The sequence below is a fragment of the Ectopseudomonas oleovorans genome, assembly GCF_003052605.1.
In the GTDB taxonomy this organism is placed as follows: domain Bacteria; phylum Pseudomonadota; class Gammaproteobacteria; order Pseudomonadales; family Pseudomonadaceae; genus Aquipseudomonas; species Aquipseudomonas oleovorans_A.
The window spans coordinates 1-19,145 of record NZ_QASO01000010.1 but is presented as its reverse complement, the minus strand read 5'-3'; the positions used below and the strand labels follow the sequence as shown (position 1 = coordinate 19,145).

Here is a 19,145-nt window from a genome sequence, read left to right as displayed (position 1 = left end):
TTGGACCATGGCCCTTTTTGGTCTAGCCGGCCGACACGATGCCAGGTCGAGGCACCGCTGGCTCAATCGCTTTCAAACCGTACTGCTGGTTTTGACCCTGGTGGGGATCGCGGCTACCGCTGGCAGTCTGCTGTTCGGCGAGATTGGCCTTTGGCTAGCACTGGCAAGCTGCGCATTGACCCTGCTGATCGAACCTGTCGCCGCCTCCGCGATGACCTTGCGACTCTATGGCGCCCGTCTCTTGCATTACCAGGAAGCCCCCGCAATTTGGTCGCTGTTGCGGGAGTTGGCCGCGCGCGCCGGATTGCCGAATACGCCAGTTCCCCACTATGTGCCCAGCGGCATCGTCAACGCTTTTGCTACTGGTTCGCGACGTCATGCCTCCATTGCCCTCACTGATGGCCTGCTCCGCAGCCTGAGTATCCGGGAACTGCAAGCCGTGCTGGCGCATGAGGTTGCACACATCGCTCAAGACGATCTGCGTGTCATGGGCCTGGCTGATTCGATCAGCCGGCTCACGAGCCTGCTGGCATTGCTGGGTCAGATTACGCTCCTGATCAGCATGCCGGTGCTGTTGGCCGGTGCCGTAGAAATTAACTGGCTTGGCTTACTGCTGTTGGCCGCTTCGCCGCAACTGGCACTGCTCGCGCAGTTGGGCCTGTCACGCGTGCGCGAGTTCGATGCCGACCGGATGGCCGTAGAGCTGACGGGGGATCCGCACGGGCTCGCCTCGGCGCTGGCAAAGATCGAGCGGGTGAGCCGCTCGTGGCGCGCCTGGATGTTGCCCGGTTGGGGCAATCCCGAACCGTCCTGGTTGCGCACGCATCCGACGACAGAGGATCGTATCGCGCGCCTGATGGCGTTGGCGCCTCAGCCATCGCAGACCCTGCCGTTCCAAACGGAATATCTCGTGCCAAGGTCGTTCGCCCCGATGCGCCCACCACGCAGGGGCCTGAGCGGCCTTTGGCGCTAAATCACTCGAAAGGAACCCCCGTCATGGCTTACCCCGATCCTTACCCACAACGCCCAGCTCCGGATCAATTCGTCCGGCGGTGGCTCTTCATCACCGCGTGCGTTGCCGCACTCATGTTGTTCTGGCAGTTCCTGCCCGCCATCGAGGCCTGGTTCAGTCCGCGCGAAGCCGCTGAGCGCACCGTCACGCCGCGTGGCGATCTGGCCGCTGATGAAAAGGCCACCATCGAACTGTTCGAGAAATCCCGAGCATCGGTGGTCTACATCACGACGTCCCAACTGGTGCGCGATGCCTGGACTCGCAACGTCTTTTCCGTGCCGCGCGGGACGGGTTCGGGTTTCATCTGGGATGACGCCGGTCACGTCGTTACCAACTTTCATGTGATCCAGGGGGCGTCGGAGGCCACGGTCAAACTGGCCGACGGCCGCGATTACCAAGCCGCGCTGGTCGGCGTGAGTCCGGCCCACGATATCGCGGTGCTCAAAATCGGCGTCGGTTTCCAGCGCCCGCCCGCCGTTCCGGTCGGCACCAGCGCAGACCTCAAGGTGGGACAAAAGGTGTTCGCCATCGGCAACCCCTTCGGTCTGGATTGGACACTCACCAGCGGCATCGTGTCCGCGCTCGATCGATCGCTGCCCGGGGAATCTGGCGGAGTGACCATCGAACACCTGATTCAAACCGATGCCGCCATCAACCCCGGCAACTCGGGGGGGCCGTTGCTCGATTCGGCCGGCCGCCTGATCGGCATCAACACAGCAATCTACAGCCCTTCCGGCGCATCGGCAGGGATCGGCTTCGCCGTGCCGGTAGACACCGTCATGCGCGTAGTCCCGCAACTCATCAAGACCGGTAAGTACATCCGTCCGGCGCTGGGCATTGAGGTGGACGAACAGCTCAATCAGCACCTGCTTGCACTGGCCGGAAGCAAGGGCGTGTTCGTGCTCCGCGTCGCCCCAGGCTCAGCGGCGCAAAAGGCGGGGCTGAACGGTGTCACCGTGGGCCCCGAAGGCATCGTGCCGGGAGACCGCATCACAGGCATGGATGGCGCTCCCGTCGACGATGTCGCCAAGCTGCTCGCACGGCTTGACGACCGAAAGGTAGGAGATGTGGTGGTCTTGTCGGTTGAGCGGGCCGGTAAGCTACGGGAGGTGCGCGTGGAGTTGCAACCTGGCATCTGATCTGGAGTTGAGGACATTTGGGGATTGGCAAAGAATAACGATGGGATGCATGAAGCATTCGCGCCGCAGAAACTCGATGCCCTACACTTAGGTGCCCAGTAAGGAAATTTCAGCCTCTCGTCGCGCGAAGAGTCCCGGCGGCACTTTGCCGCCACCATAGGCCCAGGGCCTTAGTTCCGTCGCGGCACTTACCCAGTCCCGCTGGTTGACTCGACGACTTAGCGTAGATGTTTGCAGCCGTCCAGCCCCAAGGTTGAAGGTGAAATCCACAATGGCTGCTAACCGCCCCTCTGGCTCCGTGGCCAGCATCGGGCAGTAGCGCGGCGTGGCGGTCAGCGCGACCTTCAGGTCTTTCGCCAGATAGCGTTCCGCCTCGGCCTCCGTGATCGGCGGGTGCTTCGGATCGCAGAGGGGGCCGTAGCCGATGGTCCAGTAGCCTGCCGGGCAGACGTAGGGATGCGTGCGGCCAAGATCGTTCTTCGGCACGCGGTGGAAGCCTTCGAAGCGCTTGGCCAGATCGATGGCTGCGGATTCCAAGCCATCCGGCCGATGACCGCCTGCAGCACGGCGATCACTCCTGAGGTCATGCCCTCACCCAGTCGAACACCCGCCCGAGGAACCAGAAGTTCAGCACTCCTGCCCAAAGCGCCTGGTCGGCCTCCGTCCATGCGTGCAGGATGGCCGTTTCCCAGCCAGCTCCTGCGGTCACGCCTGCTGCGAATGCCGCCGTCTTGGCTGCGCAGTACACCGACGAAGCACTGACCGACGAAAACGGCCAGGACATCGCCGTGCGGCGTCTGGCCTACAGCCGTTGGCAACACACTAACAGCGCCAGCCACGTGCACGGCCTGATCGTAATGCGCCGATCTGCCGTGGAAGCCGTGCTCGAACCTTGGACTTAATTACGGCTGGACGCTCGGCGAGAGCGGCTGGCTTTGCTACATCGAGGACGAGACCAAGCTCTCGGCCTACAAGTCCACCGGCTGGAGCGCAGGCATCGCCATCTGATTTCCCATCTTCGTACCCACCAGAAACCCGCCCACGAGGCGGGTTTCGCATTTCTGGAGACCGCAATTGCAATGACCGAAGGCACTGGCTTCATGCAGATCGTCGGGATCGACAAAGGACACCAGCGGCTGCGTGCCTTGTGCATAGCCTGCCGCGCGTGCCTCGCCGATACGCCCCGGAATGCCGGGCAAAACGTACAGCTGGATCGGTGCGTCCTCGATGCTGGCGATGCTGGCCTCACGCCATTCGACAAGCTCGTTCAGGATGAGCAGATGAGCATCTATGCGCGGCCATCACACACCTCCCCAATACTGTCCCCAGCGCAGGCCGTAGCCCGCGCGATCCATGACCCGCACCTGCGGCTGCCAGCTACTCAAACCATCGCGCTCGCCACTGATCTCCACCGTGATGCGGTCGCCCGGCGCACCGGCATCCAGCGCGGCCACTGCTGCCGTCCAGATGCAGGCGGTGCCGAGCTGCCCCGTCTCAGTACGAACCAGCACGTTGTTGCGATTGACCGCCAGCGCTGTGAGGCGGCCGGTCTTGGCGGGCTTCGGTGGCGCTCAGGGCATGGCACTACGCAGCACATGCAGCGCCAGCAGGTGCCCCGGATAGAACAGGTAGCCCCAGCGGCCGACGGGCCAGATCTTCAACGGCAGGGCTCGATGCAACAGGTAGAGCCCCAGCAGCGCAGCCGCACAGGCCATCGCGAACGACGCCAGGGTATCCGCCACCAGGCCCAGCTCGGCAAACCAGCGGTTGCGGCCGTTGGCCAGCACCGCCAGGGCGGCAGGCAACCACCACCAGCGCAGCCCCTTCAGCCCTTGGACAAAGGCGGCCGGCAACAGGACGCCGAGTACGCCGTACATCAGTTGCTGATGCAGCAGGGTGGCGATCAGCACCGTCGCCGCTGCCAGCAGCAGGCTGGTGCGCTCGCCATGGTGGACGCCCCAGGCGACCATCAGCCCCAGCAGTAGGGTTGGCATCACGTTGAGCGTCGCGCTTTCCGGCGACAGCAGGCGATAGGGCAGCTCCGACAGCAGGGAGAACACCAGCAGCCAGCCGAGGTAGCGCGCGTTGCCCTCGCTGAACAGCTCGCCGGGGCGGGTTCTGGCCACGTTGGCGGCGATGCCCAGGCAAAACAGCGGGAATGCCAGGCGGCCGACGACGAATAGGCCATAGGCGTCCGGCCACAGGTAGCGCAGGTGGTCGAGCAGCATGCTGAGCATGGCCAGCCACTTGACCAGGTCGAGTCCCGCATCCCGTCTCATCCCATGACTCCCAGCGTCAGCGCCGTCAGCACCAGGTAGCGCCCCGCCTTGGCCACCAGCACGATCAGCAGGAAACTCCAGAATGGCTCGCGCAGGACGCCGGCGATCACGGTCAGTGGATCGCCGATGATCGGCACCCAGCTCAGCAGCAGGGACCAGCGTCCATAACGGTGGTAGGCCTGCCAGGTGCGCTGCAGTTTGTCTTCCGGCACCGGAAACCAGCGTCTGTGGCGAAGGTGTTCGATATAGCGGCCGAGCAGCCAGTTGGCAGTCGAGCCCAGTACGTTGCCGGTCGTGGCCACCAGGAGCAACAGGGCAGGTGGCTGTTCAGCGGCCAGCAGCAAGCCGACCAGCACCGCCTCCGACTGCATCGGCAGCAGGGTGGCGGCACCGAAGGCCGCAACGAACAGCCCCAGATAGGCGGAGAAATCCCACACCTCAGGCGCTCAGCCCGGTCCAGCCATGCAGGCCGACATAGATGCCCACGGCGATGATCAGCAGGCCGGACAGGTAGGGCGCGCGGCGCGCCACCACGCCCAGCCAGGGCCAGCGGTTGGACGCGTGTCGCGTGCCGACGGCGGCGGCGACGCCGACCGCGACCAGGGTCAGGGCCAGGCCGACGCTGAAGCTGAGTACCAGAACCGCACCCAGCGTCACCTCCTTGACCTGCAGGCAGAGCAGCAGCACGGTGATGGCCGCAGGGCAGGGAATCAGCCCGCCGGTCAGGCCGAACAGGATCACCTGGCCGGTACTGACGTTGCGGCTGGCGAAACGACGGCGAATGTCGTTGGCGTGGGCCCGCTCGTGCGCATCCTGGTAGCCCTCCAGCGACAGCTCCAGACTCTCCAGCTGCGAATGGGCGTGGTCGTGCGCATGGAACTCCAGGTCGTACTCGTGGGCGTGTCCGGCGTGGCCGAGGCGCAGGCGCGCGGTGAACTCATGCGGCTCGGGAATCGCATCCAGCGACTGCAGATAGCCGTCCTGGGTGACGAAGCGGAACTCCTGAATCTGTCCGTCGCTGCGGGTGGTGAGCAAACTGACGTCCCCGGCAGGCCAGGCATGCCCGCTCAGCACACGCAGACGCCAGCGTGGCGGCGCGTCCTGCTCGTGGATCGACAGTTCGACGCGGCCGTGTCCGGTATCGATGTGCTGGCGTTCGTCGTGATGGTGCTGCTCTTCCTCGAAGCGCCACATTTGCTCGCCACGCCAGGTGCGCCAGAGCATCCACAGCGCGATGGCGACGATGAGCACGGCCGAGGCGAGTTGGAAGTAGGGTTCGGTGGTCTGGGCGTCGAGGTGCTGCCCCAGGTACATGCCGCCGATCGCCACCAGCCAGACCACGGCGGTGTGCGAGGCAGTGGCCGCCAGGCCAAGCAGGACGGCCTGACGCACCGTGCCGCGAATGGCCACGATGAAGGCCGCCATCATGGTCTTCGAGTGCCCGGGTTCCAGGCCATGCAGGGCCCCGAGCAGGATGGCGGTGGGGACATACAGCCAGGCCTGTGCGGCCCCTTGCTGCAACAACTCGGCGAAGGTCGACATGGGGGCTCAGAGGTATTTGGTGATCTGCTTGAACTCTTCCAGTGGCGCCCGCTCACCCTTGGTAAGGGCGCCGACCGTGTGTTCCAGGCAGTGGTCGATGTGGTCCTGGATCAGCGTGCGCTTGGCCTGGCAGACCGCTTTCTCGACCGCGTGCAGTTGCTGGGCGATGTCCACACAGGCGCGACCGTCCTCGATCATGGCGACGATGCTGCGCAGATGGCCCTCGGCACGTTTCAGCCTTTTGATGATTTCCGTATGACTTTGGTGCTGATGCTCGTGTTTGTGCTTGCTCATCGCCAGACCTCGTGCAAGGATAATCACCGCAGTATCCTATCCCCCTGGGGGGGATATGGTCAAACGGCTGCCCCCCCCTCAATCACACGGCCCAGCTATCGAAGCGGCGATCCATGCTCAGCAAACCCATCAGCGCCAAGGTGATCTTCGCCCTCGCTCTCGCCATCCTGATGGCCTGGGCCGGGCATGCGTCTGCGCTGTTAGTGGGGGCGAGCCCCCCGACCTGGAGCGACAACCAGGATGTGCATGCGCACAGCCATGGCGACGGTGCGTTTGCCTGTGCGGTCTGTGCGGATCATTACCACTCGCCGCTGACGGCTGACCACGTGCATGAAACACCGCACCTGAGCACTGGGCTGAACATTGCCACGCAGCCGGAGCGTAAGCTGCTGCTGGAAAGCCCCGGCTACTCGATTCCCGCCAGCCCGATCTACCTGATCGAACGGCCACCACGCCCTGGTTTGGTGTTCTGAACAGGCCGCTGTGCGGCCCAAGACCACTGCAACCTAGGATTTCTCCATGCATTCGCTATCCATGCGCGGCATGGACGCAGGCCACCTGCGTCCGCACCGCTCGCTACCATTATTGCTACTGCTTACCGCCCTGTTCTTTCTCGGTATGCCCGATGCGCTGGCCCACGGCGTCGCCGAGGGCGACAAGGGCTTCATCCAGGAAAGCACCGGGGTGATGTTGATGCCGTTCGTGTACATGGGCGCCAAGCACATGATCACCGGTTACGACCACCTGCTGTTCCTGTTCGGCGTGATCTTCTTTCTCTACCGTCTGAAGGACGTGGGGCTCTACGTCACCCTGTTCGCCGTCGGCCACTCGGTCACCCTGCTCCTCGGGGTGCTGGCGGACATCGGCATCAGTGCCTACGTGATCGACGCCATCATCGGCTTTTCGGTGGTGTACAAGGCGCTCGACAACCTGGGGGCCTTCCAGCGCTGGTTCGGCTACCAGCCGGACACCCGCGCAGCCACGCTGATCTTCGGCCTGCTGCACGGCTTCGGTCTGGCCACCAAGATCCAGGAGTACGAGATTTCATCCGATGGCCTTATCGCCAACTTGATCGCCTTCAACGTAGGCGTGGAGATCGGCCAGCTTCTGGCGCTCGGCAGCATTCTCATTCTGATGGGCTACTGGCGGCGTACCGCCAGCTTCTGGCGCCACGCCTACACCGCCAACGTCGCGATGATGAGCGCCGGTTTCCTGTTGATGGGTTACCAGCTCACCGGCTTGATCGTCTCACAGTAAGGAATTTCGCCATGTTCAACAGCAAGATCCCAACCCTCAACGAACTGCCGAGCAGCCAGCAACTGCTGCGCTCGACCGTGATTGCACTGATCGCCGCCATTGTCCTGCTCGTCACCGTGGTCATGCCCTCGGAATACGCCATCGATCCCACTGGCGCCGGTCGCATGCTGGGGCTGACCCAGATGGGCGAGGTCAAACAGCAACTGGCCACAGAAGCTGCAGCCGATGCTGCGACGCCTGTAGTTGCGGCTCCGGCGGCGCCCCAGTCGGTACCTCAAGCGGCCCCGCAACCTGCCGTCAGCACAGCCGCCGAGGCGACGGCCCCAGCCGTGGCAACGCCTGCGGTAGTCGAGGCCGAGGGGCAGCAGCATGAAATGAGCATTGCCCTGGCTCCCGGCCAAGGCGCCGAGATCAAGCTGGAGATGCTCAAGGGCAGCAAGGTGAACTACTTCTGGACGGCCAACGGCGGCCTGGTGAACTACGACACCCACGGCGACCCCTACAACGCGCCGCGCGAGTTCTACCACGGTTACGGCAAGGGGCGCGCCACGCCGGAAGACCATGGCGTCCTGGAGGCCGCCTTCGACGGCAAGCACGGCTGGTTCTGGCGCAACCGCACCAGCAAACCGGTCACTGTCACGCTGCGTACCGAGGGTAATTATATTGCCATCAAGCGGGTGATCTGATGGTTCAGCGGGAGCAGTGAGCCTCTGTTCCCGCTACTTTCTGCCTGCGTGCTCCATTGATCCAGGGGTTGTTGCAGTTTTGCGCTAACCAGTTGATATGTAAGAGAAAACTTGTATCGTTGAAGCTCTGACACAACATCGATATGAGTTTGCAATGCCCCGATTATTGCTCAGTGATGAGCATTGATCGAAGCTGCGGGAAATTCTGCTGCGCAAGGCCATCTACAACAAGCGTGATCTACGAATGACCGTGGAGGGCATGCTGTAACGCATGCGCACGGGATGCCCCTAGAGAGACCTCCCCGAAGCGTTCGGGAACTGGAATAAGGTCTATAAACGCTTCAATGTGTGGCCCGCAACTGGAAAATGGCTCAAGGTTTTCAAGGAGCTTGTGGCGCAGCCCGACATGGAATGGGTGTTCATTGATGGCAGCTATGCCAAGGCTCACCAACACAGTGCAGGCGCTACCAGTGGCAACGATGAGACCCTAGGTGAAAATTCTACTTCTGACGAGTACTGATTTTCAGGGAGCCGGTAGCCGAAATCCTGTTGGCTTCATCGATCAGTTTGCCCAGCTCGGCGGCCGGCTAGTGACTGGTGAGGCTGCCGTTATCCCGTCTGTCCGAAGTCTTCGGCTTCAGGTCGTGAGTGTGGATTTGACAGTAGAGAATTAGCGTCTAGGTTGAAAAATGAGCCTAACGTGCTCGTCTCACTCACCTACATGGAACGTTAAACCATGAAAAACTACCTCTCTTCTGTTCTCTTTGCGCTTCTTGCCTCTTTCTCCTTCGCTGTATCCGCAGTCGACACTGGAAATGCCGAGGCTGGCGAAGCGACCTCTGAGCAAGTCGCTCAGGCTGTAACCGTCAATCTCAATACTGCTGATGCAGAGACGCTCCAGCGTGAGCTGGCGGGTATCGGTGCAACCAAAGCTCAGGCAATCGTGGCCTATCGTGAGGCTCATGGCAGTTTTGCGTCTGTTGACGAACTGCTTGAGGTCAAGGGTATTGGTGAGGCGACTCTGAATAAGAATCGCGACAAACTGGTAGTCGACTGACGACTGCAGGTCTCGCCATCAAGGCCGGTCACTGACCGGCCTTCTTGTTGTTTGAGCCTGCTCAAAAAGCCTCAAACGGTCGTGAAAGCCGGCCAAAGACTCACCTCTTCAGTAAATGCTGGCAAACTTGCGCTTCGATTTTCGACAGGAGTCAGTCGATGCCCGCCAGCCCGGAGTTGTCCCCCGGCCTTATCGTCATCCACGGTAACCATCTCGAAGAGCTGCGTGCGCTGGCGGTGCAGTGGATGCGGCGCTATCCATTGCGGCCGCTGGAAAATGAGGTGCTGCTGGTGCAGAGCAACGGCATCGCCCAGTGGCTCAAGCTGGCGTTGGCCGAGCGTGACGGCTGTGGCATCGCGGCGGCGCTGGACGTTGACCTGCCGGCGCGCTTTCTCTGGCAGGCGTACCGCAACGTGCTGGGCAAGGACGCGATCCCGCAGCAATCGCCTTTGGACAAGGCGCCGCTGACCTGGCGCCTGATGCGCCTGTTGCCGGGCCTGCTGGCCGAGGAGGCGTTTGCGCCCTTGCGCCGCTTTCTCGCCGATGACCAGGATCTGCGCAAGCGCCACCAACTGGCCGAGCGCCTGGCCGATCTGTTCGACCAATATCAGGTCTACCGTGCCGACTGGCTGGCGGACTGGGCCGGCGGACAAGACCGCTTGCGCACCTCGCGCGGTGGTGAGCGGCCACTGGAGGGCGATTCGCGCTGGCAACCCGCGCTGTGGCGCGCCTTGCTGGCGGATGTCGGCGCGCAGCACCTGGCCGAAAGTCGCGCCGGCGTGCATCCGCGCTTCGTCGCCCGTATGGGCGAACTGGATGCAGCGCCGCCCGGACTGCCCCGGCGCATCACCGTTTTCGGTATTTCCTCATTGCCGGCCCAGGTGCTGGAAGCGCTGGCGGCCATGGCGCGTTTCAGCCAGGTCATGCTCTACGTGCACAACCCCTGTCAGCATCACTGGGGCGATATCGTCGAAGACAAGGATCTGCTGCGCCACGAGTACCGCCGGCAGCAGCGCAAGGGCAGGCCAGGCGCGCAGATCGGTCTATTCGAGCAGGAGGACATGCACCAGCACGGGCAGCCGCTGCTCGCTGCCTGGGGCAAGCAGGGACGCGACTACATCAACCTGCTGGATCAGTACGACGAGCCGCAGCGTTACCGCGAGCAGTTCGAACGCATCGACCTGTTCAGCCCGGCCAGTGAGAGCTGCCTGCTCGGCCAGTTGCAGAACGACATCCTCGACCTGCGTCCGCTGGCGGAAACGCGCAGCACCTGGCCGCCGGTCGACCCGAAACGTGATCATTCGTTGCGTTTTCATATCGCCCACAGCGCTCAGCGCGAAGTGGAAATTCTCCACGATCAGTTGCTGGCCAGTTTCAGCGAGGACGCCACGCTAAGGCCGCGCGACGTGATCGTCATGGTGCCGGACGTCAATGCCTACGCACCGCATATCCAGGCAGTGTTCGGCCAGTTCGCCAGTGATGACCCGCGTTTCATTCCCTTCACCCTGGCCGATCAGGGACTGCGCGGCAAGGAGCCGATGATCATCGCACTGGAGCATTTGCTGCGCCTGCCGGACAGCCGCTTCAGCGTCAGTGAGATACTCGATCTGCTGGATGTCGCCGCGTTGCGTCAGCGCTTCGCCATCACCGAGGATCAATTGCCCACCTTGCGCCGCTGGCTGGAGGGTGCCGGTGTGCGCTGGGGGCTGGATTCGAGTCAGCGGCAAGCGCTGGGTCTGGGCCAGAATCTGGAACAGAACACCTGGCGTTTCGGCCTGCGGCGCATGCTGCTGGGCTACGCAGTGGGTACGGGCGACGCTTTCGCCGGCATAGAGCCGTACGACGAGATCGGCGGGCTCGATGCTGCGCTGATCGGCCCGGTGACGCGCCTGCTGGAAAGCCTCGACCAGCATTTGCAGCAGTTGCGCGAGCCGGCCACGCCGGTGCAGTGGGGCGAGCGCCTGCGCAGTTTGCTCGACGACTTCTTTCAGCCGCAGAGCGACCGTGAAGAGGTGCTGACGACCCAACTGCTCGATGCGCTGGATGCCTGGCTGGAGCTGTGCGAGGCGGCGACGCTGGAAGAAGCGCTGACCCTGCCGGTGGTGCGCGAAGCCTGGCTGGGCGGGCTCGATCAGGGGAGGCTGAGTCAGCGTTTTCTCGCCGGTGCGGTGAATTTCTGCACCCTGATGCCGATGCGCGCGATTCCGTTCCGCCAGGTCTGCCTGCTGGGCATGAACGATGGCGACTATCCGCGCAGCCAGGCGCCGCTGGATTTCGACCTGATGGCTGGCGATTACCGCCCCGGTGACCGCTCACGCCGCGAGGATGATCGCTATCTGCTGCTGGAAGCCTTGTTGGCAGCGCGTGATCGCCTCTATATCAGCTGGGTAGGGCGCAGCATTCGCGATAACAGTGAGCGCCCGCCGTCCGTGCTGGTCGGCCAACTGCGTGACCATCTTGCTAGCGCCTGGACGCTGGTCGGTGGCGGCGACCTGCTGCATGGCCTGACCACCGAGCACCCCTTGCAACCGTTTAGCCGCCGCTACTTCGAGGGCGAGGGGCAGCTGTTCAGCTATGCCCACGAGTGGGCAGCTCTGCATGGCCAGGTCTCGACTCGCGAGAATGCTGCGCCCTTGCCCGGCTGGGAGGAGGGACAACAGCTCACGCCCGAGCTGTTGCAGTCGTTCCTGCGCGATCCGGTGAAGTGTTTCTTCACTCGCCGCCTCAAGGTGTTTCTCGATGAACAAGAGCAAGCGCAACTTGACAGCGAGCCGTTCGACCTCGACGGCCTGCAGCGCTACCAGTTGCAGGAAGCGTTGCTCAAGGCGGCGGTCGCAGGCGCCGGGGACAGCGACAATGCGCTGAGGTCGGCAGCCGACCGTCTGCAGCGTAGCGGCGTGCTGCCGTTGGCCGGTTTCGGCGAGCTGTACCGCAACGCCCTGCTGGAACCGCTGCCGACGCAGGTGCAGCGCTACCAGGGGCTTTGCCTGTGCTGGCCAACCCTGCTGGAGTCACCGCAGCGCGTGACTTTCGCCGCAGGCGGTGTGCAGCTTGACGGCTGGCTTGCCGGGCTGCGGCAGAAAGCCGATGGCGGCCTGGCGCGCCTGGAGCTGCTGCCGGGTGCGTTATACAAGGACAAGAGCTGGAAGTGGCATCGCCTACTGCGCCCCTACGTGCTGCACGTCATCGCCGCTGCCTGCGGCGTGCCGCTGACCACGCTGCTGGTCGGCGAGGATCGCAGCCTGGCCTTCGAGCCCCTACCTACGGAGCACGCAGCCCGCGTACTGACCACTTGGCTGGAAGCCTGGAACGCCGGTATGCAGACACCTCTGCCGGTCGCCCTGAAAACCTCGCTGGCCTGGTTGCAGGACAACAACGAGGACAAGGCGCGAAGCGTCTACGAGGGCAGCTACAACCTCTCCGGTGAAGTCCAGGGCAGTGCCAGCCTGGCCAGGCAGTTCCCGGACTACACCGCACTCACCGCCGATGGCCAGTTTCCGGCATGGAGTGAACGGCTCTACCAGCCGCTGCTTGATAGCAACCCCCAGGCGCTCAAGGAGGACGCAGCATGAGTCAACAGCGCCCTCTGGCCCTGACGTTTCCCCTGAATGGCAGCCGCCTGATCGAGGCCAGCGCCGGCACGGGTAAGACCTTCACCATTTCCGCGCTCTACCTGCGACTGATCCTCGGTCATGGCGGCGAAGCCGCGTTCCGCGAGCCCCTGCTGCCGCCGCAGATTCTGGTGGTGACCTTCACCGATGCGGCTACCCGCGAACTGCGCGACCGGATTCGCGCGCGCCTGGTCGAAGCCGCGACCGTATTTCGTGGCGATGCCCAAGGCGATGATCTGCTGCGCGAGTTGCGCAGTGACTTCGCCCAGACGCAGTGGGGCGAATGTGCCCGCCGCCTGGAGCTGGCGGCGCAGTGGATGGACGAGGCTGCGGTGTCCACCATCCACGGCTGGTGTCAGCGCATGCTGCGCGAGCATGCCTTCGACAGCGGCAGCCTGTTCAGCCAGACCCTGGAGACCGACCACAGCGAGCTGTTGGCCGAGGTGGTGCGCGACTACTGGCGGCAGCACTGCTATCCGTTGCAGGGCGCGGCGCTGCAATGGGTCGCGGGTGTCTGGGGGACGCCTGCGGGGCTGGGTAGCAGGGTGCGGCCGTTGTTGGGCGAAGAGGGGGAGGTCGCAACGCAAGCGCTGGGCGAACTGCTCGATGCTGCGCTGCAGCAGCGCGAGCAGGCCCTTGCCGAGCTCAAGGCACCGTGGCTGACCTGGGCCGATGAACTGCAGCTGCTGCTGGACGCTGCAGTGGCGGCCAAGCAGGTGGACGGCAAGAAAATCCAGGCGCGCTTTTACAACCCCTGGTTGGCCAAGTTACGCGAGTGGGCTGGCGGCGAAGAGTCGCGTCTCGACCTGGGCACAGGCTTCACTCGCCTGACCCCAGATGGCCTGGCCGAAGCCTGGAAGGGCAAGGCGCCTGATCATCCCGCGCTGGACGCGATGGCTTTGCTCAAGGCGCAACTCGATGCGCTGCCGGACCCCGCTGATGCGGCTTTGCGCCACGCGGCGGCTTGGGTTCGCCAGCGCTTCGATTGGGAGAAACGCCAGCGCGCGGAGATGGGCTTCGATGACATGCTTGTGCGTTTGGACGCTGCCCTGCAAGGCAGCAACGGTCCGCGCCTGGCCGAGGTGATCCGCCGCCAGTTCCCGGTGGCGATGATCGACGAGTTCCAGGACACCGACCCGCTGCAGTACCGCATCTTCGATACGCTCTACGAAGTCGAGGTTAATCGCGACGACTGCGGCCTGTTCATGATCGGCGACCCCAAGCAGGCCATCTATTCCTTCCGTGGCGCCGATATCCACACCTACCTGCGTGCGCGCCGGGCGACATCCGGGCGCCACTACAACCTGGAAAAGAACTTCCGCTCCAGTCAGGCCATGGTCGATGCCGTCAATGGCGTTTTCCTGCGCGCCGAACAGCGTGAAGGCGGCGAGGGAGCGTTCCTGCTGCGCGACGATCTGCCTTTTATCGAGGTGGGCGCTCAAGGTCGGCGCGAAGCCTGGAGTGTCGACGGACAGGCTCAACCAGCCCTGACGGTATGGCAACTGGCGAGCGACGAGCCGGTTGCCAAAGGCGCCTATCTGGATGCCATGGCGGCGGGCGCCGCCAGTGAGATCGTGCGTCTGCTGGATCTGGGCCAGCGCGGAAAGGCCGGCTTTAGCAAGGAGGGTGCGCTCAGTGCTCTGCGGCCCAGCGACATCGCGGTGCTGGTGCGCGACTTCAACGAGGCACAGGCCATTCGCGGCGAGCTGTCGGCGCGCGGGGTGCGTAGCGTCTACCTCTCCGACAAGGATTCGGTGTTCGCCGCCCAGGAGGCGCGTGACCTGTTGCTGTGGCTGCGTGCCTGCGCTGAGCCGGATCAGGATCGACCGCTGCGTGCAGCGCTGGCCAGCGCGACGCTGGGGTTGGCGTTGAGCGAGCTGGAGCAGCTCAACCTCGACGAGCGCACCTGGGAGCGCCGGGTCATGCAATTTCGCGACTACCGCCAGCGCTGGCAACGCCAGGGCGTGCTGCCGATGCTGCGTCAGTTGCTGCAGGACTTCGAACTGCCGCAGCGGCTGATGGGACGTGACGATGGCGAGCGGATATTGACCAACCTGCTGCATCTGGCCGAACTGCTGCAACAGGCCGCAGCTGAACTCGACGGCGAACTGGCGCTGATTCGTTACCTCGGCGAGCTGCTGGCCGGCGAGGGGCAGGCGGCCGACGAGCAGGTGTTGCGTCTGGAGAGCGACGAGGCGCTGGTGCGCGTGGTGACCATCCACAAATCCAAGGGCCTGGAGTATCCCCTGGTGTTCCTGCCATTCATCTGCGCATTCCGCCCGGTGGATGACAAGAAGCCGCTGCAGATTCACGACGGCGAATGCCGCCGCCTGGTGCTCAAGGCCGATGAAGACAGTCTGCTGCGCGCCGAGCGCGAACGCCTGGGTGAAGACCTGCGCCTGCTCTACGTGGCGCTGACCCGTGCCCGTCATGCCTGCTGGCTGGGTGTGGCGGATCTGAAGATCGGCAACGGCAAGAAGTCGCGCCTGCATGAATCGGCGTTGGGCTACCTGCTCGGGGGCGGATTGCCTCTGGCGGCCAGCGGCGAGCTTGCCAGCTGGCTCGCGCCGTTCGCCAGCGGACTCGATAGCGCCGTGTCGCCTGTGCCGCCGGCCAGTGAGCAGCGTTATCGCATGATCGAAGAAGGACAGTTCGAGCCGCACTGGCGCACGCCGATACGACGCGCCGCCGAACATTGGTGGATTGCCTCCTACAGTGCACTGCGTCTGGACGAGGACGCCCCCAGTCAGGTCAGCCGTCACGAAGACGCCGCGCCCGACAGCCCGGCGATGCAGAACGCCATTGATGATGAGGATCCGTTGCTGGCGTTGGCGCCGCTGCCGGCATCCGCTCAGGGCCTGCATCGTTTTCCGCGTGGACCGAACCCCGGTACCTTCCTCCATGGCCTGCTGGAAATGGCGGCACAGGAAGGCTTTGCGGCGCTTGTGCAGGCCCCACTGAGGCTGCGCGAGGCGCTGGCCAGGCGCTGCCAGCGGCGTGGTCTGGAAAGCTGGATCGATCCGCTGCAGGACTGGCTGCTGGCGCTGCTGAGCCAGCCGCTAACGCTGGATGGCACGGATACTGTCGTGCTGGCGCAACTGACGCAGTATCAGCCTGAGCTGGAATTCTGGTTCGAAGCGCGTGGGGTAGATGTCAGGCTGCTGGATCAGTGGGTGCAGCAGTGCGAGTTGCCGGGCCTCGCCAGGCAGCCGCTGCGTGCCGACACTCTCAACGGCATGTTCAAGGGCTTTATCGATCTGGTATTCGAACATCAGGGGCGTTACTACGTGGCGGATTACAAATCCAACTGGCTCGGCAGCGACGACAGCGCCTACACCCGTGAGGCGATGGAAATGGCCATCGCCAGCCACCGCTATGACCTGCAATACGTGCTCTACGTGTTGGCCCTGCATCGGCAGTTGCGTCTGCGCCTGCCGGATTACGACTACGACCAGCATGTGGGCGGCGCGTTCTACCTGTTCCTGCGCGCGCCGCAGCAAGGCGCCTACCTGGCGCGACCGCCGCGCGCGTTGATCGAGCGTCTGGACGTGCTGTTCATGGGCGAAGCCGAGGAGGGCGTAGCATGAGTACGATGCTGGCGCCGGCGCTGCATGATCGCGCCGAACTCTTTGCCCTGCTTTCTATATGGAGCGAGCGTGGCTGGCTGCGTGAGCTGGATCGGGCGCTGGCGCAGTTGTTCGCCGAACTGGACCTGCAGGCTTCACCGCTGCTCCTGCTCGGCGCCGCGCTGGCCAGTCACCAGCTGGGTCAGGGGCATGTCTGCCTGGACCTGGCGGCCACGCTGGCCAATCCGGACTTCACCCTGTCCCTACCGCCGGAAGGCGAGGATGCGCAAGAGGCGATGATCCTGCCGTCCCAGGTACTGGCTGGGCTTAGCCTGGAGTCCTGGCTGGCAGCCTGTGCCGGCAGTTCGCTGCTGGAGTCCGAGGGGGCGCCGTTGGTGCTCAGCGGCGCCTGTCTATATATGAGGCGCTACTGGAACTATGAACGTCAGGTGGCTGGCGATATCGCTCGGCGCTTGCAGTCGAGTGATGCGGCGCCTAGCGATCTAGCCGTACGCCTGGCCTCACTGTTTCCCGAACCGCTGGTGGTGGACGGCCAGCGCCTCACCGACTGGCAGAAGCTGGCCTGTGCCATGGCGGCGCAAGGGCGCTTTACCCTGATTACCGGTGGGCCGGGAACCGGCAAGACGACTACAGTGGTGCGTCTGCTAGCGCTGTTGCAGGAGGCGGCCATGGCCACTGGCGAGCCGCTGCGCCTGAGTCTGGCGGCGCCCACCGGCAAAGCGGCCGCGCGGCTGACCGAATCCATCGGCGCGCAGGTGCAGTCGCTGGCGCTGGACGAGCGAGTGCGGGAGCAGATTCCAACCCTGGTGACGACGCTGCATCGCCTGCTGGGCAGTCGTCCTGGCAGCCGTCATTTCCGTCACGATGCCGCCAACCCCTTGCCACTCGATGTGCTGGTGGTCGACGAAGCCTCGATGATCGACCTGGAAATGATGGCCAGCCTGCTGGGCGCGTTGCCGGCGCATGCGCGTCTGATTCTGCTGGGCGACAAGGACCAACTGGCGTCGGTGGAGGCCGGTGCGGTACTGGGGGACCTGTGCCGAGAGGCGGAGAGCGGTGGCTACAGCGAGGCGACGCGTGCCTGGCTGGAAAGCCAGACGGGCGAACGGCTGGAAGATCCGGTGTTGGTGCCCGGTGACAAGGCTCTGGCGCAGCATATCGTCATGCTGCGTCACTCGCGTCGTTTCGGCAGTGGTTCGGGTATCGGGCGTCTGGCGCGTGCGGTGAACCTGGGTGATGCGCAGTCGGCCCGCGCGACTCTGGCAACCGGTGCACATGATTTGTACGTGTTGCGTTTGTCAGGTGAGCAGGATCGTGCGCTGGAGCGACTATTAATAGAGGGGCAGGGCGGCGGCGAGCCCCGTCCGCAGGGGTATGCGCATTATCTGCAGGTGATGCTGGCGGAGCGTCCTGCTTCAGATGCCGACTCCCAGGCCTGGGATCGTTGGGCTGGTCGCGTCCTGGCAGCGTTCGATCAGTTCCAGCTGCTCTGTGCGGTTCGTAAAGGTGCATGGGGCGTGGAAGCGCTCAACGAACGTATTGCCGAAGCGCTGGTAAAGCGGGGCCTGCTTGAGCAGTCGCATGGCTGGTATGAAGGTCGACCTGTGCTGGTAACGCGCAACGACTACAGCCTGGGTCTGATGAACGGCGATATTGGCATCGCGCTGCGTCTGCCGGAGCCGCCTGAGTTTCCAGGTGCGCCTGTACGCGAGGTGCTGCGCGTTGTGTTCCCGCGCAACGACGGCAGCGGCGCCTTGCGACATATCCTGCCCAGCCGTCTGAGTGCGGTGGAGACCGTGTTCGCCATGACCGTGCACAAGTCGCAGGGCTCGGAGTTCGCCCATTGCGCGCTGATCCTGCCTGACAGCCTCAATCCGGTGTTGACCAAGGAGCTGGTCTACACCGGCATCACACGGGCTCGTCACTGGTTCAGCCTGGTCGAAAGCCGAGCGGGCATCTTCGAGCAGGCTGTGCAGCGGTGCGTGACGAGACGCAGTGGCCTGCGCGAGGCGCTGGAAAAGCAATAAAACTGAAATATAAGCTTGACGCGCATTCTGCTGGCGGTAGAATGCGCGCCACTTCAGCGATGAAGCCTTTCAAAAACTTCTTGTTAATCAATAAGTTAAGTTGAATGAAGGGCTTGCAAAACTGGATCTGGCGTGTAGAATGCGCGCCGGTCGGCAGGGTGGTGGTTTGGCTCTGTTGGTGGTTCGATCGAATGGATCGAAAGCGGTAAAAAAAAGAGGTGTTGACAGCGGTTTTGAACGCTGTAGAATGCGCCTCCCGCTGGAGAGAAGAAGTTCTGATCGAAGGCGCAAGTGGTTGAGTAGAAAGAAGTTTCTCCGGAAACAAAATCGAAAAACAGCTTGACAGATAGAGAGGCTGCTGTAGAATGCGCGGCCTCGGTTGAGACGAAAGACTTAACCAACTGTTCTTTAACAACTGAATCAAGCAATTCGTGTGGGTGCTTGTGAGGTAAGACTGATAGTCAACTGATTATCAGCATCACAAAGCAACACTCGTTAATTCGAGAGTTACCTTTCATTAATTTGAAAGTTTTGCGATTGCTGAGCCAAGTTTAGGGTTTTCTCAAAACCCAAGCAGTATTGAACTGAAGAGTTTGATCATGGCTCAGATTGAACGCTGGCGGCAGGCCTAACACATGCAAGTCGAGCGGATGA

17 protein-coding genes, 1 rRNA gene and 1 pseudogene are annotated in these 19,145 nt (G+C 63.4%); 12 read left to right on the top strand and 7 right to left on the bottom strand.

Features of this window, described 5'->3' with window-relative positions:
• Positions 1 to 7 precede the first annotated feature (7 nt).
• Positions 8 to 973 (top strand): zinc metalloprotease HtpX, encoded by a 966-nt coding sequence (locus DBO86_RS01860; protein ID WP_074860990.1) that lies wholly within the window; start codon positions 8 to 10, stop codon positions 971 to 973.
• Positions 974 to 996: 23 nt separating this feature from the next.
• Positions 997 to 2,151, top strand: coding sequence for a S1C family serine protease (locus tag DBO86_RS01855; RefSeq protein WP_108232841.1), 1,155 nt, complete (start codon positions 997 to 999; stop codon positions 2,149 to 2,151).
• Between the two features lie 87 nt (positions 2,152 to 2,238).
• Here DBO86_RS01855 and DBO86_RS01850 read toward each other — a convergent pair whose 3' ends face one another.
• On the bottom strand, positions 2,239 to 2,688 hold the full coding sequence (locus DBO86_RS01850) for a lysozyme (RefSeq protein ID WP_108232840.1): 450 nt from the start codon (positions 2,686 to 2,688) through the stop codon (positions 2,239 to 2,241).
• A gap of 140 nt (positions 2,689 to 2,828) precedes the next feature.
• Here DBO86_RS01850 and DBO86_RS25965 point away from each other — a divergent pair, with 140 nt between their 5' ends.
• Positions 2,829 to 3,053: a hypothetical protein gene (locus DBO86_RS25965; RefSeq protein WP_074860981.1), complete on the top strand. Its 225-nt coding sequence runs from the start codon at positions 2,829 to 2,831 to the stop codon at positions 3,051 to 3,053.
• A gap of 66 nt (positions 3,054 to 3,119) precedes the next feature.
• On the opposite strand, the gene DBO86_RS26185 is transcribed toward DBO86_RS25965, so the two are convergent.
• The 6 genes from DBO86_RS26185 to DBO86_RS01815 form a co-directional block, all read right to left on the bottom strand.
• On the bottom strand, positions 3,120 to 3,350 hold the full coding sequence (locus DBO86_RS26185; RefSeq protein WP_208630334.1) for a hypothetical protein: 231 nt from the start codon (positions 3,348 to 3,350) through the stop codon (positions 3,120 to 3,122).
• A gap of 102 nt (positions 3,351 to 3,452) precedes the next feature.
• Complete coding sequence (locus DBO86_RS01835) at positions 3,453 to 3,662, bottom strand: hypothetical protein (RefSeq protein ID WP_197709105.1); 210 nt, start codon at positions 3,660 to 3,662, stop codon at positions 3,453 to 3,455.
• 60 nt (positions 3,663 to 3,722) lie between these two features.
• Positions 3,723 to 4,430, bottom strand: coding sequence for a TraX family protein (locus DBO86_RS01830; protein WP_074860978.1), 708 nt, complete (start codon positions 4,428 to 4,430; stop codon positions 3,723 to 3,725).
• Positions 4,427 to 4,867 carry a YqaA family protein gene (locus DBO86_RS01825; protein WP_108232839.1) on the bottom strand — a complete coding sequence of 147 codons (441 nt, stop codon included), beginning with the start codon at positions 4,865 to 4,867 and terminating at the stop codon, positions 4,427 to 4,429. Before DBO86_RS01825 ends, DBO86_RS01830 begins: the two co-directional genes overlap by 4 nt.
• Before the next feature lies 1 nt (position 4,868).
• Positions 4,869 to 5,972, bottom strand: coding sequence for a nickel/cobalt efflux transporter (locus DBO86_RS01820; RefSeq protein ID WP_108232838.1), 1,104 nt, complete (start codon positions 5,970 to 5,972; stop codon positions 4,869 to 4,871).
• A gap of 6 nt (positions 5,973 to 5,978) precedes the next feature.
• Positions 5,979 to 6,266, bottom strand: coding sequence for a metal-sensing transcriptional repressor (locus DBO86_RS01815; protein ID WP_074860967.1), 288 nt, complete (start codon positions 6,264 to 6,266; stop codon positions 5,979 to 5,981).
• A gap of 113 nt (positions 6,267 to 6,379) precedes the next feature.
• Here DBO86_RS01815 and DBO86_RS01810 point away from each other — a divergent pair, with 113 nt between their 5' ends.
• The 9 genes and pseudogenes from DBO86_RS01810 to DBO86_RS26180 form a co-directional block, all read left to right on the top strand.
• A complete protein-coding gene (locus DBO86_RS01810; protein WP_074860965.1) occupies positions 6,380 to 6,739 on the top strand; it encodes a hypothetical protein in 360 nt (119 codons plus the stop codon).
• 46 nt (positions 6,740 to 6,785) lie between these two features.
• Positions 6,786 to 7,523: a HupE/UreJ family protein gene (locus DBO86_RS01805; RefSeq protein ID WP_074860964.1), complete on the top strand. Its 738-nt coding sequence runs from the start codon at positions 6,786 to 6,788 to the stop codon at positions 7,521 to 7,523.
• 11 nt (positions 7,524 to 7,534) lie between these two features.
• Positions 7,535 to 8,209 (top strand): transmembrane anchor protein, encoded by a 675-nt coding sequence (locus DBO86_RS01800; protein ID WP_074860959.1) that lies wholly within the window; start codon positions 7,535 to 7,537, stop codon positions 8,207 to 8,209.
• A 193-nt stretch (positions 8,210 to 8,402) separates the two neighbouring features.
• A pseudogene (locus tag DBO86_RS01795) lies at positions 8,403 to 8,708 on the top strand (transposase); the annotation flags it as partial.
• Positions 8,709 to 8,945: 237 nt separating this feature from the next.
• Positions 8,946 to 9,266, top strand: a complete 321-nt coding sequence (locus DBO86_RS01790; protein ID WP_003461577.1) for a ComEA family DNA-binding protein — start codon at positions 8,946 to 8,948, stop codon at positions 9,264 to 9,266.
• A gap of 158 nt (positions 9,267 to 9,424) precedes the next feature.
• Positions 9,425 to 12,838 (top strand): exodeoxyribonuclease V subunit gamma, encoded by a 3,414-nt coding sequence (gene recC, locus DBO86_RS01785; RefSeq protein WP_108232837.1) that lies wholly within the window; start codon positions 9,425 to 9,427, stop codon positions 12,836 to 12,838.
• Positions 12,835 to 16,464: an exodeoxyribonuclease V subunit beta gene (recB, locus tag DBO86_RS01780; protein WP_108232836.1), complete on the top strand. Its 3,630-nt coding sequence runs from the start codon at positions 12,835 to 12,837 to the stop codon at positions 16,462 to 16,464. Before recC ends, recB begins: the two co-directional genes overlap by 4 nt.
• Positions 16,461 to 18,491 carry an exodeoxyribonuclease V subunit alpha gene (gene recD / locus DBO86_RS01775; RefSeq protein ID WP_108232835.1) on the top strand — a complete coding sequence of 677 codons (2,031 nt, stop codon included), beginning with the start codon at positions 16,461 to 16,463 and terminating at the stop codon, positions 18,489 to 18,491. Before recB ends, recD begins: the two co-directional genes overlap by 4 nt.
• 581 nt (positions 18,492 to 19,072) lie before the next feature.
• Positions 19,073 to 19,145: ribosomal RNA gene (locus tag DBO86_RS26180) — 16S ribosomal RNA — on the top strand; the annotation flags it as partial.

Bases quoted from the DNA above. Each gene is read 5' to 3' on its own strand.
- DBO86_RS01860 (WP_074860990.1), top strand. From the start codon at position 8: ATGGCCCTTTTTGGTCTAGCCGGCCGACACGATGCCAGGTCGAGGCAC.
- DBO86_RS01855 (WP_108232841.1), top strand. From the start codon at position 997: ATGGCTTACCCCGATCCTTACCCACAACGCCCAGCTCCGGATCAATTC.
- DBO86_RS25965 (WP_074860981.1), top strand. From the start codon at position 2,829: ATGGCCGTTTCCCAGCCAGCTCCTGCGGTCACGCCTGCTGCGAATGCC.
- DBO86_RS01830 (WP_074860978.1), bottom strand. From the start codon at position 4,430: ATGAGACGGGATGCGGGACTCGACCTGGTCAAGTGGCTGGCCATGCTC.
- DBO86_RS01820 (WP_108232838.1), bottom strand. From the start codon at position 5,972: ATGTCGACCTTCGCCGAGTTGTTGCAGCAAGGGGCCGCACAGGCCTGG.
- DBO86_RS01815 (WP_074860967.1), bottom strand. From the start codon at position 6,266: ATGAGCAAGCACAAACACGAGCATCAGCACCAAAGTCATACGGAAATC.
- DBO86_RS01810 (WP_074860965.1), top strand. From the start codon at position 6,380: ATGCTCAGCAAACCCATCAGCGCCAAGGTGATCTTCGCCCTCGCTCTC.
- DBO86_RS01805 (WP_074860964.1), top strand. From the start codon at position 6,786: ATGCATTCGCTATCCATGCGCGGCATGGACGCAGGCCACCTGCGTCCG.
- DBO86_RS01800 (WP_074860959.1), top strand. From the start codon at position 7,535: ATGTTCAACAGCAAGATCCCAACCCTCAACGAACTGCCGAGCAGCCAG.
- DBO86_RS01790 (WP_003461577.1), top strand. From the start codon at position 8,946: ATGAAAAACTACCTCTCTTCTGTTCTCTTTGCGCTTCTTGCCTCTTTC.
- recC (WP_108232837.1), top strand. From the start codon at position 9,425: ATGCCCGCCAGCCCGGAGTTGTCCCCCGGCCTTATCGTCATCCACGGT.
- recB (WP_108232836.1), top strand. From the start codon at position 12,835: ATGAGTCAACAGCGCCCTCTGGCCCTGACGTTTCCCCTGAATGGCAGC.
- recD (WP_108232835.1), top strand. From the start codon at position 16,461: ATGAGTACGATGCTGGCGCCGGCGCTGCATGATCGCGCCGAACTCTTT.